Annotated in this window: 14 protein-coding genes; 6 read left to right on the forward strand and 8 right to left on the reverse strand. The window is 71.9% G+C overall.

The window, feature by feature from the left end; translation table 11 throughout:
- Positions 1–27: 27 nt before the first annotated feature.
- From ACFYY2_RS32420 to ACFYY2_RS32445, 6 genes are all read right to left on the reverse strand, one after another.
- Positions 28–867 carry a sulfurtransferase gene (locus ACFYY2_RS32420; RefSeq protein ID WP_388749681.1) on the reverse strand — a complete coding sequence of 280 codons (840 nt, stop codon included), beginning with the start codon at positions 865–867 and terminating at the stop codon, positions 28–30.
- 141 nt (positions 868–1008) lie between these two features.
- Entirely contained in the window at positions 1009–1089 is an 81-nt protein-coding gene (locus tag ACFYY2_RS32425; RefSeq protein WP_350310325.1) for a putative leader peptide, read from the reverse strand.
- Positions 1090–1340: 251 nt separating this feature from the next.
- Positions 1341–2036: a DUF2993 domain-containing protein gene (locus ACFYY2_RS32430; RefSeq protein WP_388749683.1), complete on the reverse strand. Its 696-nt coding sequence runs from the start codon at positions 2034–2036 to the stop codon at positions 1341–1343.
- 154 nt (positions 2037–2190) lie between these two features.
- Positions 2191–3504, reverse strand: a complete 1314-nt coding sequence (locus ACFYY2_RS32435) for a hypothetical protein (RefSeq protein WP_388749685.1) — start codon at positions 3502–3504, stop codon at positions 2191–2193.
- A 10-nt stretch (positions 3505–3514) separates the two neighbouring features.
- Positions 3515–3769, reverse strand: a complete 255-nt coding sequence (locus ACFYY2_RS32440) for a MoaD/ThiS family protein (protein WP_388749687.1) — start codon at positions 3767–3769, stop codon at positions 3515–3517.
- A gap of 41 nt (positions 3770–3810) precedes the next feature.
- Positions 3811–4728, reverse strand: a complete 918-nt coding sequence (locus tag ACFYY2_RS32445) for an alpha/beta hydrolase (protein WP_388749689.1) — start codon at positions 4726–4728, stop codon at positions 3811–3813.
- Between the two features lie 296 nt (positions 4729–5024).
- Here ACFYY2_RS32445 and ACFYY2_RS32450 point away from each other — a divergent pair, with 296 nt between their 5' ends.
- From ACFYY2_RS32450 to ACFYY2_RS32470, 5 genes are all read left to right on the forward strand, one after another.
- Positions 5025–5828, forward strand: coding sequence for a response regulator transcription factor (locus ACFYY2_RS32450; protein WP_388749691.1), 804 nt, complete (start codon positions 5025–5027; stop codon positions 5826–5828).
- Positions 5829–5852: 24 nt separating this feature from the next.
- Positions 5853–6896, forward strand: coding sequence for a LacI family DNA-binding transcriptional regulator (locus ACFYY2_RS32455; protein WP_388749693.1), 1044 nt, complete (start codon positions 5853–5855; stop codon positions 6894–6896).
- Between the two features lie 94 nt (positions 6897–6990).
- A complete protein-coding gene (locus tag ACFYY2_RS32460; protein ID WP_388749695.1) occupies positions 6991–8160 on the forward strand; it encodes a S1C family serine protease in 1170 nt (389 codons plus the stop codon).
- Positions 8161–8334: 174 nt separating this feature from the next.
- Positions 8335–9066 carry a response regulator transcription factor gene (locus ACFYY2_RS32465; protein WP_388749697.1) on the forward strand — a complete coding sequence of 244 codons (732 nt, stop codon included), beginning with the start codon at positions 8335–8337 and terminating at the stop codon, positions 9064–9066.
- Positions 9063–10481, forward strand: coding sequence for a sensor histidine kinase (locus ACFYY2_RS32470; protein WP_388749698.1), 1419 nt, complete (start codon positions 9063–9065; stop codon positions 10479–10481). The genes ACFYY2_RS32465 and ACFYY2_RS32470 overlap by 4 nt, the downstream gene beginning before the upstream one ends.
- A 122-nt stretch (positions 10482–10603) precedes the next feature.
- On the opposite strand, the gene ACFYY2_RS32475 is transcribed toward ACFYY2_RS32470, so the two are convergent.
- Both ACFYY2_RS32475 and ACFYY2_RS32480 read right to left on the reverse strand, forming a co-directional pair.
- Positions 10604–11050, reverse strand: coding sequence for a helix-turn-helix domain-containing protein (locus tag ACFYY2_RS32475; protein WP_388749700.1), 447 nt, complete (start codon positions 11048–11050; stop codon positions 10604–10606).
- A gap of 160 nt (positions 11051–11210) precedes the next feature.
- A complete protein-coding gene (locus ACFYY2_RS32480; protein WP_388749702.1) occupies positions 11211–13028 on the reverse strand; it encodes a bifunctional metallophosphatase/5'-nucleotidase in 1818 nt (605 codons plus the stop codon).
- A 249-nt stretch (positions 13029–13277) separates the two neighbouring features.
- Here ACFYY2_RS32480 and mshD point away from each other — a divergent pair, with 249 nt between their 5' ends.
- Positions 13278–14201, forward strand: coding sequence for a mycothiol synthase (gene mshD, locus ACFYY2_RS32485; RefSeq protein WP_388749704.1), 924 nt, complete (start codon positions 13278–13280; stop codon positions 14199–14201).
- Positions 14202–14250: the final 49 nt, after the last annotated feature.

Raw genomic sequence — 14250 nt, forward strand, 5'->3', positions numbered from 1 at the left:
GGGTCCTGCTGATCGGGTCCTGCGGGGTTACTTGTTGGCGCCGAGCTCGATCGGCACGCCCACGAGGGAGCCGTACTCGGTCCACGAACCGTCGTAGTTCTTGACGTTCTCCTGGCCGAGCAGCTCGTGCAGGACGAACCAGGTGAGCGCGGAGCGCTCACCGATGCGGCAGTACGCGATGGTGTCCTTGGCCAGGTCGACCTGCTCGTCCTCGTAGAGGGCCCTGAGCTCGTCGTCCGACTTGAAGGTGCCGTCGTCGTTGGCGTTCTTCGACCACGGGATGTTGCGGGCGCTCGGCACGTGGCCGGGGCGCTGCGACTGCTCCTGCGGGAGGTGCGCGGGGGCGAGCAGCTTGCCGCTGAACTCGTCGGGCGAGCGCACGTCGACGAGGTTCAGGCTGCCGATGGCCTTCACGACGTCGTCGCGGTAGGCGCGGATCGACTCGTCCTGCGCCTTGGCCTCGTACTGCGCGGCCGGGCGGGCCGGGACGGCGTCGGTCAGGTCGCGGGAGTCGAGCTCCCACTTCTTGCGGCCGCCGTCGAGGAGGCGGACGTCCTGGTGACCGTAGAGCTTGAAGTACCAGAACGCGTAGGAGGCGAACCAGTTGTTGTTGCCGCCGTAGAGGACGACCGTGGTGTCGTTCCCGATGCCCTTCTCCGACAGGAGCTTCTCGAAGCCGGCCTGGTCGATGAAGTCACGGCGGACCGGGTCCTGGAGGTCCTTGGTCCAGTCGATCCGGATCGCGTTCCTGATGTGGTTCTTCTCGTACGCCGAGGTGTCCTCGTCGACCTCGACGATGGCGACCTGCGGGTCGTCGATGTGGGCCTCGACCCAGTCGGCGTCGACCAGAACGTCTGCGCGGCTCATGCGTTTCTCCTCCGGGGCAGTCTGCGGCGGCATGGTGCGGTGTGCGAGAGGTACGCGGAGTGCCTGCGGCGGGGCGCGTACGGGAGGCACGGTGTGGCCCTGACGAAGTCGAAGGGCCGGGGGAAACGGGAGAGGTCCCGCTCAGAAGGTGCGACAGAGCATGGCGGCGACGCGGCACAGGTCTACTGCCCGCCGCTTCGTGAGGTCCGCCTGTCGCTTCATACGTCCGATCGTAGGGAGGTACGGGCGGAGATGTCACCGCCGTGTCGGATGATGAGACGCGATCGTCCGCTGGATGAGATGCGGGAGGGGTCGGGCCGCACCCCGCATGCGTCACAGGCCCTCGCGGCCCTCCGGTGATCTGAGGAACGGACGCGTACGTCTCATCATCCGGATCGACTGTCCGGCCCGCCTCCACGGACCCCTACCCCGGCCCGCCGCCTTCCATCCGCACGCACGGCCCCGGGGAGCCGTCAGCCGGCGAGTGCGATGTCGGCGCCGCTCACCGAGACCTCCAGACCGCCGGGCGCGACCTCGATCCTCTCCAGTCGCAGGCCGTCCGGCAGGCCGCCGATGCCGCGCTCGAAGTCGGTCTTCCTCCTGACCAGGCCCTCCAGACCGGGGATGCCCTCACCCGGTACCTCGTCCGCGCGCACCCGGACCGTGTCCCCGTCGACCAGGGTGACGGTGGACAGCACCGTGCGCGTGACCGTGCGTTCCACCAGGGGGATCCGGACGCTTCCCGTGACCTTGACCTTGCCGTCGCCGCCGTAGGCGACGGTGACGCCCTCGTCGGCGGCCTCGGTGAGGGCGGCGTACGAGAGGACGGCCGTCCCGGTCGCCCGGGCGGCCGTGGCGCTCGTGTAGCCGGCGCCCAGCGTCACGTCGCGCAGCCGGGCGCGGATCTCGCTGATCCGGATGTCCCGGCCCGCCGCACTGGCCCGGATGTCCTCGACCTTCACGTCGACCTCGTCGAGCCGGGAGTCGGCCACCTGGGTCAGGAAGGGGAAGCCCTTGATCGACACGTCGGTCGAGCCCGCCTCGGCACCGGCGAAACCGATCCGGTCCGCGGCCTCGGACTCCGCGAAGTGCACGGCGACACGGTCCGCGGCGACGAAGACACCGCCGAGGACGACGGCGATGATCAGCAGTATTCGCAGTGCGCGCATGCCTGTTGCTCCCCCACTCGGACCGACCGGACCTCTGCAGCACGTGAGCGTACTTCCGCGGACGGCACACCCGAGGTGATCGACGAGCGGGGTGCCCGGCCGGTTCCCGCCGAGGGCGGGCCCGGCCGGGAGACGGCCGAAAATGACCGCCGGGTCAGGCGAGGGCGCGGCCGATCAGATACACGGCGGGGGCCGCCGCCGTGAGCGGCAGCGCCACTCCCGCCGTCATGTGCACGAAGCGGGACGGGTAGTCGTAGCTGGCGACCCGCAGCCCGATCAGCGCGCAGCCACCGGCGGCGAACCCGAGGAGCGCGGCGGACGCCCCGAAGTCCGTGAGGGCTCCGCCGACCAGTCCGGCGCCCGCCGAGGCGAGCAGCGCGACGACGACCGAAAGCGGGCCGGGCAGAGGAAGCGCCCGGACGAGCACCGCGACCGCGACGGCGATCCCGCCCACGGTCACCGCGTCCGGAACGGCCGCGAGGTGCCCGGCGGCCAGGACCGCGAGAGCGGCCGACGCGACCGTGGCCGTCAGGCCGTACATCCGCTCGTCGGCGCCGGCGTGGCTGCGGAGCTGGAGGACGAGGGTGAGCAGCACCCAGACGCCCAGCGTGCCGAGGATGGCGGCGGGGGCGTTCTCCCGGCCCGCGGCGAGCAGCACGACATCGGCGACGAAACCACCCGCGAAGGCGAGCGCGATGCCCTGCCTGGCCGGCCACATGCCGTTGAGCCGGAACCAGCCGGCGGCCGTCACGGCCTGGAGCAGGATCAGGGGGACGAGCAGCGCGTACGCGCCGATCGCCGCGCCCAGGGCGAGGAGCAGGCCGAGGCCCGCCGTGATCGCGGCCGGCTGCATCCCCGGCGCGATGATCGGCGAACGCCCTTCGGCGCGGGCCCGCTGCGCGTCGGTGATCCGGGCGTTCCCCAGGGTGGTGGGCGCGCTGAACTCCGGTCCGCCGGCGGGTGCCGGGGCCGGAGCGGCCGTCGGAGCCGACGGAGCCGGCGGGGCCTCGGGCGGCAGCGGACGGGCGGCGGCGGGAGCGTGGCCCTGCGCGGGCGCGGTCTGCGGCTGCGGCTGCGGCTGCGGCTGCGGCTGGACCGTGGGCTGGTACTGGGTGTCCCAGGTCTGCCCCTGCCAGGTCTGGGTCATGCCCTCGCCGGCATGGCCCTGAGCACCGCCCTGCTCCGGATAGGCGGGCGGTCGCTGGTGCCCGTAAGCGGACTGCTGGTTCCCGTAGGCCGCGTCGTACGGCTGATGTCCGTGGGCCGCGTCGTACGGCTGGTTCCCGTACGCCGCGTCGTGCGACTGGTGCCCGTGTGCGGGGTCGTGGGACTGTTGCCCCGGAGCCTGCGGACGTCGCTGGTCGCCGTAGCCGGACGGCTGGTGGCCGTGGGCCGGGTCGTATCCCGGGTCGTACGGCTGCTGCCCGTACGACGGGTCGTACGGATACTGCTGGTCGTTGTCGCTCATGGTCTGCGGTTCACCCTCCTGCGAACGGCGGGAGCACCTCGACCGTGCCGCCCTCGGCAAGCCGTACGGTCTCATGCCCGCGCGTCCCGACAGGATTCCCGTCGATGAGGAACGAGCTCCGGAGCAGTACGCGCGTCAGTTCACCGGGGTGGCGCTCGCGCACCCCGGCGAGCGCCTCGGCGAGCGTGTCCGCCGCGTACGGCTCCTCCGCGGTTCCCGCGGCGGCCTTGGCCGCGGCCCAGTAGCGGATCGTCCCCGCTGCCATGACGGCACCCCTTTCCTCGTGCTCCGGCTGTCCATCATTCATCACACCGACTCCGTCCAGTCGGCGATGCGGGTGAGCAGGTCCTCGTCCGCGGCGTTCTCGGCGTGTCCCATGCCGTGCTCCAGCCACAGTTCCGCCCGGTCGCCGGCGGCTCCGGCCAGCATCCGGGGGTGGTCGACCGGGAAGTACGGGTCCCGGTCCCCGTGCACGATCAGGAAGGGCGCGGTGATCAGCGGGACGGCCTCCACCGGCGAGAGCGGCACGGGGTTCCAGTCCTCGCGGTGGATGCGGGTGCCGAAGCCGTAGCGGCCGACGAAGCGGCCCGCGGGGCGGGTGATGACCCAGTGCACCCGGCGCATCGGGGCGGTGCCCCGGTAGTACCAGCGGGCCGGCGCGCTGACGGCGACCACCGCGTCCGCGTGCGCCCCCATACGCCCCTCGCGCGCCGAAATGCGCCGCCCCACCCGTTCGGCCCCCGGCACGCGCGCCTCCTCCGCGACGCCCTCACCGGTCTCCGGGGCCGTATACAGAGCGGCGTGCCGGATCACCACGGAGCCGCCCATCGAGAAGCCGACCGTAACGACGCGCCGGTGCCCCAGCGACCTCGCCCAGGCGACCGCGGCGGCCAGATCGAGCACTTCCCGGTCGCCCACCGTGGACCGTCCGCCGGATTTTCCGTGACCCCGGAAAGAGAACGTGATCACGGCCGCACGCTGGGCGAACACCCCGGCGGCACGGCGCACGGCCGGCCGGTCGGCGGAGCCGGTGAAACCGTGTGCGAGGACGATCGCCGTCCCTCCGGAGTCACTGCCTCCGCTTCCCCGCGAACCCGCCGTACACGGGGTGTACACGGCCTCGATGCGGACTCCGTCACCCGTCAGCAACGTGGTGCGCCGGGGGGCGCGCGTGATCGAGGGAACAGAGGAACCCGGGAATCGGCCCTCGGACACAGAACTCATGTGGGCTATTCTGCTGCGAAGAGGATCCGGGCAAAGCAGCCCCCGGGTCCTTTTGTGCTTTAGGAGCGTTGTTACGGCAGCGTTTCCACAAGCTCAGCGGCCCCCGGGCGCGGGACCGCACGGTAAGAACCGTATGACGCCGTCGCAGGTGATGGACGTACGGGAGTACGAAGCAGTGCCGCATACTCCCCCGGGTCCGACCCGGGAGTGCCCCTCTCGCAGGGAACGAGGAGGACCGACGTAATGGGCGAGCGAACCGTGCACGATCGACCGACGACCCAGGCAGGTGGGCGGCGATGAGTTCACTGCTGCTCCTGACGAATGCCCTCCAACCGTCGACGGAGGTGCTCCCCGCCCTCGGCCTCCTGCTGCACAGCGTGCGGGTCGCCCCCGCCGAGGGACCCGCTCTCGTCGACACCCCCGGTGCCGACGTCATCCTCATCGACGGCCGCCGCGACCTCCCCCAGGTCCGCTCCCTGTGCCAGCTGCTCCGGTCCACCGGACCCGGCTGTCCGCTGATCCTCGTCGTGACGGAGGGCGGCCTCGCGGCCGTCACCGCTGACTGGGGCATCGACGACGTCCTGCTGGACACCGTCGGCCCCGCCGAGGTCGAGGCCCGGCTGCGGCTGGCCACCGGCCGCCGGCAGATCACCTCCGACGACTCCCCCATGGAGATCCGCAACGGCGACCTGTCGGTCGACGAGGCGACGTACAGCGCCAAGCTCAAGGGCCGGGTCCTCGACCTGACCTTCAAGGAGTTCGAACTGCTCAAGTACCTGGCACAGCACCCGGGCCGGGTCTTCACCCGCGCCCAGCTGCTCCAGGAGGTCTGGGGCTACGACTACTTCGGCGGCACGCGCACGGTCGACGTCCACGTGCGGCGGCTGCGCGCCAAGCTGGGCCCCGAGCACGAGTCGCTGATCGGCACCGTCCGCAACGTCGGCTACCGCTTCGTCACCCCCGAGAAGGTGGAGCGGGCGGCCGAGGAGGCCAAGGCCAGGACGGCTTCGAGGCAGGCCGGCGAGGCCCTCACCCGTTCGGAGCATTCCGCCGATCCCCGGGTCGCGCAAGAAGCCCCGGTCCGGCCTGCCGAGCGGTAGGTCGATCCGCGTAGACTGCCGCGCGTGGCCAAGGTGACGCGGGACGATGTGGCGAGACTGGCGGGGACCTCGACAGCGGTCGTCAGCTACGTCATCAACAACGGACCCCGGCCGGTCGCCCCGGCCACGCGCGAGCGGGTGCTCGCCGCGATCAAGGAGCTCGGATACCGGCCCGACCGGGTCGCCCAGGCCATGGCGTCGCGGCGCACCGATCTCATAGGGATGATCGTGCCCGACGCCCGGCAGCCGTTCTTCGCGGAGATGGCGCACGCGGTCGAACAGGCCGCGGCCGAGCGCGGGAAGATGGTGCTCGTCGGCAACTCCGACTACCGCGACGAGCGCGAGGTCCACTATCTGCGTGCCTTCCTCGGCATGCGCGTCTCCGGGCTGATCCTGGTCAGCCAGGGACCCAGCGAGCGGGCCGCGGCCGAGATAGAGGCGTGGGACGCGCGGGTGGTGCTGCTGCACGAGCGCCCCGAGGCGATCGACGACGTCGCGGTCGTCACCGACGACGTCGGCGGCGCCCAGCTCGCCACCCGCCACCTCCTGGAACACGGCTACGACTACGTCGCGTGCCTCGGCGGCACGGAGTCGACCCCCGTGGTCGGCGACCCGGTCGCCGACCACATCGAGGGCTGGCGCCGGGCCATGCAGGAGGCGGGGCGCACGACCGAGGGCCGCCTCTTCCACGCCCCGTACAACCGGTACGACGCCTACCAGGTCGCCCTGAAGCTGCTCTCCGGGCCCGACAGGCCCCCGGCGATCTTCTGCTCGACGGACGACCAGGCCATCGGTGTGCTGCGGGCCGCCCGCGAACTGCGCATCGACGTGCCGGAGGAGCTCGCGGTCGCGGGCTTCGACGACGTGAAGGAAGCGGGACTGACCGATCCGCCGCTGACGACGGTCTTCTCCGACCGTCCCGCGATGGCACGGGCGGCCGTGGACCTGGTCCTCGACGACTCGCTGCGCGTGTCGGGATCGCGCCGCGAGCGCCTGAAGCAGTTCCCGTCCGCACTGGTCGTGCGCCGCTCGTGCGGCTGCGGGGAACCGACCGTCACCGCCCGGTAGGCCGCCCCGACCTTATATCGGGCATACACGGTTCTGCCGGGCTTCTCAGGACGTACTCAGACTGCTCTCATGTTCGCCGCCCACTCTCGTAGACATGACCGACAGCCACCGCCCGAGCGGCGAGAACCCGATGCACCCCTCGAACGGCAACGGCTCGTACGACAGCGGCGCGTACGGCAGTCACTCGTACGGCAACGACTCGTACGGCGGGGACTCGTACCGCGCGGACTCGTACGGCAGCGGCGAGGCCGGCTACCCGCCGCCGCCGGCCTACGAGCCCGAGCACGTGATCGCCGGGACGCCCGCCGCTCACGCCTGGCCGGCCCCGGCGGCCCAGCCCGATCCGGCGGGTTTCGGCGCGGACGTCCCCCGGTCCGAGCGCCGGGTCAAGCGGCCCGTCGCCCTGCTGGCCGCCGTGGCGATCGCCGCCGCGGCGATCGGCGGCGGCACCGCGACCCTCATCGGTGAGTTCGCGGGCGGCGGCTCCGCGGCCCCGGGCTCCGGCGTCGTCAACGGCACCACCGTCTCGCGGAGCAGCGCGGGCACCGTCTCCGGCGTGGCCGCCGCCGTGTCACCGGCCATCGTCGAGATCAAGGCGTCCTCCCCCGCGGGCCAGGCCACCGGCTCCGGTGTCGTGATCACCTCGGACGGCGAGATCCTCACCAACAACCACGTCATCTCCGGCGCCTCCACGATCAAGGTCTCGCTCAGCACCGGCCGGACCTACACCGCAGACATCGTCGGGACCGACGCCGACAAGGACCTCGCCCTCATCAAGCTCCGGGGCGCGAGCGGACTGAAGACGGCCACCCTCGGCGACTCCTCCTCCGTGAAGGTCGGCGACCAGGTCGTCGCGATCGGTTCGCCCGAGGGCCTCACCGGCACGGTCACCAGCGGCATCGTCTCGGCGCTCGACCGCGACGTCAGCGTCGCCAAGGAGGACGGCCAGGACCAGCAGCAACAGCAGGGCGACGGGGACTGGCCGTTCGAGTTCGGCGGGCAGCAGTTCAACGGCGACACGGGCTCGTCCAAGACGACGTACAAGGCGCTGCAGACCGACGCCTCGCTCAACCCGGGCAACTCCGGTGGCGCGCTCATCAACTTGAACGGCGAGATCATCGGCATCAACTCGGCCATCTACGCGCCCAGTTCGGCCGACTCCACCAGCAGTTCGGCCGCGGGCAGCGTCGGCCTCGGCTTCGCCATCCCGATCAACACCGTCAAGGCCGACCTGGACACCCTGCGCGCCGGCCACGGCTCCTGACCAGGAGGTCCCCGTGCGTTCCGGCACCGACCCCGCCCCGGCCGACGCGGGGCCGGCCGCGAACCGCGGCGGCGGCAGCCGCGGACGCCGCGCCGCGCGACGCCGCCGAGCAGCCGTGCGAGGCTGAGAGCCCCGCACACGGACCCCCTACGGCAGGAAGAGGACGAAGAAGCGATGAGCCCCGCCGAAGACGATCCGCAGCGCGTCCTGATCGTCGACGACGAGCCCGCCGTGCGCGAGGCCCTGCAGCGCAGCCTCGCCTTCGAGGGATACGGCACCGAGGTGGCCGTGGACGGCTACGACGCCCTCGCCAAGTCGGAGTCGTACGCCCCCGACCTGATCGTCCTGGACATCCAGATGCCGCGCATGGACGGCCTCACCGCCGCCCGCCGCATCCGGTCGACCGGATCGACCACGCCCATCCTGATGCTCACCGCCCGCGACACCGTCGGCGACCGGGTCACCGGCCTCGACGCGGGCGCCGACGACTACCTCGTCAAACCCTTCGAACTGGACGAACTGTTCGCCCGCATCCGGGCCCTCCTGCGGCGCAGCTCGTACGCCGTCGCGGCGGGTGGCCCGCCCCCCGAGGACGACGTGCTGTCCTTCGGCGACCTGCGCATGGACCTGAACACCCGCGAGGTCACGCGCGGCACCCGCAGGGTCGAACTCACCCGCACCGAGTTCACCCTGCTGGAGATGTTCCTGGCCCACCCCCGGCAGGTGCTGACCCGCGAGCAGATCCTCAAGGCCGTGTGGGGCTTCGACTTCGAACCCAGCTCCAACTCCCTGGACGTGTACGTGATGTACCTGCGCCGCAAGACGGAGGCGGGCGGCGAACCGCGCCTGGTCCACACCGTGCGCGGCGTCGGCTACGCCCTGCGCCCCGGCGGCGGTGACGGGTGACCGGCCTCCCCCGCCGGCTCCGCACCCTCCCGCTGCGCTCTCGGCTCGCCCTGCTGGTGGCGGCTGCGGTGGCGGTCGCGGTCGCGGCGGTCGCGGCCTCCTGCTGGTTCGTGACGCGGGAGCAGCTGCAAGAGCAGCTGGACAACTCGCTCGTCACGTCGAACACGGTCGACAGCACCTACGTCCGGAACCTGCTCAACACCTGCGCGGGCACTGCCATCGGTCAGCAGCCCGACCCCGGATCGTTCCGGGTCCAGATCATCGCGACCACCGGTGATCCGTGCCCGGCTCCGCCGAACCGCGCGTTCCCCACGACGGACCTCGACCTCGCCGTCGCCGGCGGGGAGCGCGGGAGCGTCCTGCACACCGTGAAGGACACCGACGGCCGGGACCTGCGCGTCTACACCCGCCAGATCCGGCTGGACCGCCGCCCCGAGCCCGACGTCACACTCGCCGTCTCCGTGGCCCGCCCCATGAGCGAGGTCACCGACCCCCTCTCGACCCTCGCCTGGGTGCTCGTCCTCGTCGCCGGTATCGGCGTCGTCGGAGCCGGGGCCGCCGGGCTGTGGATCGCCCGTACCGGTCTGCGCCCGGTCGACGACCTCGCGCACGCCGTCGCGCACGTGGCCGAGACCGAGGACCTGACCGTACGCATCCCCGCCGAGGGCGAGGACGAGATCGCACGGCTCTCCCGGTCCTTCAACTCCATGACCAGCTCCCTGGCCACCTCCCGCGACCGCCAGGCGCAGCTCATCGCCGACGCGGGCCACGAACTGCGCACCCCGCTCACCTCCCTGCGCACGAACATCGAACTCCTCGTCCGCAGCGACGAGACGGGCCGGGCCATCCCGCCCGACGACCGCAAGGCCCTGATGACCTCGGTCAAGGCGCAGATGACCGAGCTGGCCGCGCTGATCGGCGACCTCCAGGAGCTCTCCCGCCCCGACGCCGCCCAGCCGGGCCCGCTCCAGGTCGTCGCCCTGCACGACGTCACCCGCACCGCGCTGCGGCGCGCACGGCTGCGCGGCCCCGAGCTGAGCATCACGGCCGACCTGGCGCCCTGGTACGTCCGCGCCGAGCCCGCGGCCCTGGAGCGCGCCGTGGTCAACGTCCTGGACAACGCGGTGAAGTTCAGCCCGTCCCGCGGCGCCATCGAGGTGGTCCTGCACCGGGGTGAACTGACGGTCCGGGACCACGGCCCCGGCATCCCCGCCGAGGACCTGCCGCACGTCTTCGAACGCTTCTGGCGCTCCCCCTCGGCCCGCCAGCTCCCCGGCTCCGGCCTCGGCCTGTCCATCGTGGCCCGCACGGTGCAGCAGGCGGGCGGCACGGTTGCCCTGACCCCGGCGGACGGCGGGGGCACCACGGCCACGATCCGCCTCCCGGGGGCGCCCCAGCCGCCGCCGGGGCAGTGAACGCGATCCGGGTCGGAGGCGCCTGCGGAATTCAGCGGCGAACTGGGGGGCGCCGCCGGCATTCAGCCTGTCCAGGACGACGCGCTGCACATCGCTCCAGTCGAATCGGCGGCTTCGGGGGATCAGTTGTCGTACAGACCCGCATCCTCGGTCAGCTCGGTCAGCCGGTCCAGGCCGCGGCTCCGCCGTGTCCGCCGGTTCTCCTTGTAGGCGAGCACATCGGCCAGCAGCACCCGCCGGTGTCTGCCTGGACGCGAGAACGGGACCCCGCCCTCGTCAAGAATCTTGACGAGAGTCGGGCGGCTGACACCGAGCACGTCGGCCGCCTCCTGTGTGGTCAGCGTGGTGTTCACAGGGGCGACGGTCACAGCCTTGCCTTCCGACAGCGCCCTCACCACGACCATGAGCGCCTCGTAGACCTCCGGGGGCAGTGTGCGCGTACTGCCGTCGGGTCCTCTCAGCAGCGCGGGCTCGGCGGCCTGCGGTGTCCGGTCGAGGAAGGCGCAGAGTTCGGCGATCTCGGCACGGTGCTCCGGCAGGAGAGTGCGGTCTTCGGTGGTGCTCTGCATGGCGCTGTCTCCTTTGAGGGTCAGACGAGCATCGCATAATTCGAAAGAAACGCAAGCGGCGGAGTTCCGCGATGCCGACCGGGCCCGCCGCCGGAAGCGGAGCGGGGCGGCAGGCCCGATCGGCCCGCCGCCCCGCTCCGTCCTGTCCCGCGTCCCGCGCCTACTGCACGACCGTGATCCGGTCCGTGGCCGGCGGGGCCAGCGGCGCCGCGGCCGTGGAGTGCGCCGCCAGGTAGGCGTTGAAGAGGTCCAGGTCGGACGGGCCGACCAGCTTGTTCGTGCCCTGGCCGAGGGCCGCGAAGCCGTCGCCGCCGCCCGCGAGGAACTCGTTCATCGCGACGCGGTAGGTCTTCGCCGGGTCGATCGCGACACCGTTCAGCAGGATCGACGAGGTGACCACCCGGTCGGCGCCGGCCTTCGTCATGTCCAGCGTGTAGGTGAGGCCCTTCGAGACCTGGAGGATCTTCGGGGACGCCGCGTTGGAGCCGCTGACCTGCTGCTGGAGGGCGGCGACGAGCTGCGCTCCGGTGAGGTCGACGACGTTCATCATGTTGGTGAACGGCTGGACGGTGAACGCCTCGCCGTAGGTCACCACCCCGTCGCCCTCACCGCCGGAGGCGGCGTAGACCAGGTCGGAGCGGATACCGCCCGGGTTCATGAACGCGACGACCGCGCCGCCCTTGTCCGCCGGGGCCAGGCCCTCCAGCTGGGCGTCGGCGATCAGGTTGCCGAGCGGCTTCTCGGGGGCGGTGGAGCCGCGGCCGTTGATGTCGGCGGAGATGAAGCCCTGGGGACGGCCGGCGATCGGCGCGGCCAGCGTGTTCCAGCGGGCGATCAGCGCGGTCATGTCGGTGGCCTTGGCCTGGTCCCGGCTGACGATGTGGTTCGCCGAGGACGGGGACTTCACCGACGTGCGGACGATGTCCTTGGTGCGGCGGTCGTAGGTGAGCGTCGTGTCCGTGTAGAGCTTGCCGAACGACGAGGCGGACGTGACCATGCGCGGCTTGCCGGAGGGGTCCGGGACCGTGCACACGTAGGCCTGATGGGTGTGGCCGGTGACCAGGGCGTCGACCTTGGACGTGATGCCCTTGGCGATGTCGACGATCGGGCCGGAGATGCCGTCACCGGCACCCGGGCTGTCGCAGTCGTAGTTGTACGAGGAGGAGGCCGGGGCGCCGCCCTCGTGGATCAGCGCCACGATGGACTTGACGCCCTGCCGGTCCAGCTCCTTGGCGTACTTGTTGACCGTCTCGATCTCGTCGTGGAACTTGAGGCCCTTGACCCCGTTCGCCGTGACGATGTTCGGCGTGCCCTCCAGGGTCACCCCGATGAAGCCGATCTTGACGCCGTTCTTCTTCCAGACCGTGTACGGCTTGAGGATCGGCCTGCCGGACTTCTCGCTCGTCACGTTGGCCGCGAGGTAGGGGAAGTCCGCGCCCTTGAACTTCTTGCCCTTCTCGTAGCAGCCCTCGACGGGGTGGCAGCCGCCGTTCTGGAGGCGGCCCAGCTCGGTGGCACCCTCGTCGAACTCGTGGTTGCCGACGGCCGTCACGTCGAGGTCGAGCCCGTTGAGCGCCTCGATGGTGGGCTCGTCGTGGAAGAGTCCCGACAGCAGCGGGCTCGCGCCCACCATGTCGCCGCCGGCCGCCGTGACGGAGTACGGGTGCCCCTTGCGCGCGGTGCGCAGCGAGGTCGCGAGGTACTCGACGCCACCGGCCGGGACCGACTTCACCGTGCCGTCGGCCTGCTTCTCGGCGACCGTCCCGGCCGAACCGGCGGGCGGCTCCAGGTTGCCGTGGAGGTCGTTGAACGAGAGCAGCTGCACGTCGACGGTGCGGGGCTGGTGGTGGTCGTGACCGTGTCCGTGGCCCTGGGCGCCGGCCGGCACGGCGGCGACGAGCGCGCCCACCGTAGCCAGTCCGGCCGCGGCGGAGAGCACCCGCCGGGAGGCACGGTTCTTCTGTGAAGTCGCTGACATCGTTCCCCTTGTGAGTTCAGCGGGAGGGTGGTGAGTGGCGGTGACACGCCTGGAATCCTGCTGCCGCAGCCTAGGGTCAACGCGCGTAGCGCGACAGGTGTCGGGGGTTACGAACTGGTTGCCGCGTGGCCACAAGGGGGTCGATCACCCGCAGGGCGTACATATGCGGGCAGAAGCGTCACGGGACCTCGGGAGACCGTACGCCGCCGTGCCCGCGGACGCCGGGCCCGTCCCCGTACGCTCGTACCCATGACGACTGACGCACCCCTCCCCGCCCCCGGACGAGTGATCGAGACCCTGGACGAGCTCACCCCCGAGCAGGCCGACGCCGTCCTCGCCCTGCTCGGCGAGGCCGCCGCGACCGACGGGCGGCAGGCCGTCTCCGAGCAGGGGCGGCTGCAGCTGAGGGGCGGGCACCGCGAGGGCGTCCGGCACTTCCTGCTCACCGTGGACGGCGAGTTGGCCGGATACGCGCAACTGGAGGACACCGACCCCGTGGAGGCCCCGGCCGCCGAGCTGGTCGTGCACCCCTCCCACCGCGGCCGGGGGCACGGCCGCGCCCTGGGAGCCGCCCTCCTCGGCGCGACCGGGAAGCGGCTGCGGGTCTGGGCGCACGGCGGCAAGTCGGCCGCCCGGCACCTCGCACAGGTCCTCGGCCTCTCGCTCTTCCGCGAACTGCGTCAGTTGCGGCGCCCGCTGGGATCCCTCGACATCGCCGAGCCGGTCCTCCCGCCCGGTGTCACGGTCCGCACCTTCGTCCCGGGCCAGGACGACACCGCCTGGCTCGCCGTGAACAGCGCCGCGTTCGCCCACCACCCCGAGCAGGGTTCCCTCACCCAGCGGGACCTCGACGACCGCAAGGCCGAGCCCTGGTTCGACCCCAAGGGCTTCTTCCTCGCCGAGCGCGACGGCGAGATCATCGGCTTCCACTGGACGAAGGTGCACGCCGAGGACGACCTCGGCGAGGTCTACGTCGTCGGCATCCGGCCGGACGTCCAGGGCGGCGGCCTCGGCAAGGCGCTCACCGCGATCGGCCTGCGCCACCTGGCCGCGCAGGGCCTGCCGACGGCGATGCTCTACGTCGACGCCGACAACCCCGCGGCGCTGTCGGTGTACGAGCGGATGGGCTTCGCGACGCACGAGGTCGACCTGATGTACCGCACGGAGTCCTGAGCCCGGCACCCCTACGGGGAGCCCGGCAACACCCGGAGGGGCGGCGCGA

This window comes from Streptomyces sp. NPDC001822 (assembly GCF_042892135.1).
Classification (GTDB): Bacteria; Actinomycetota; Actinomycetes; order Streptomycetales; family Streptomycetaceae; genus Streptomyces.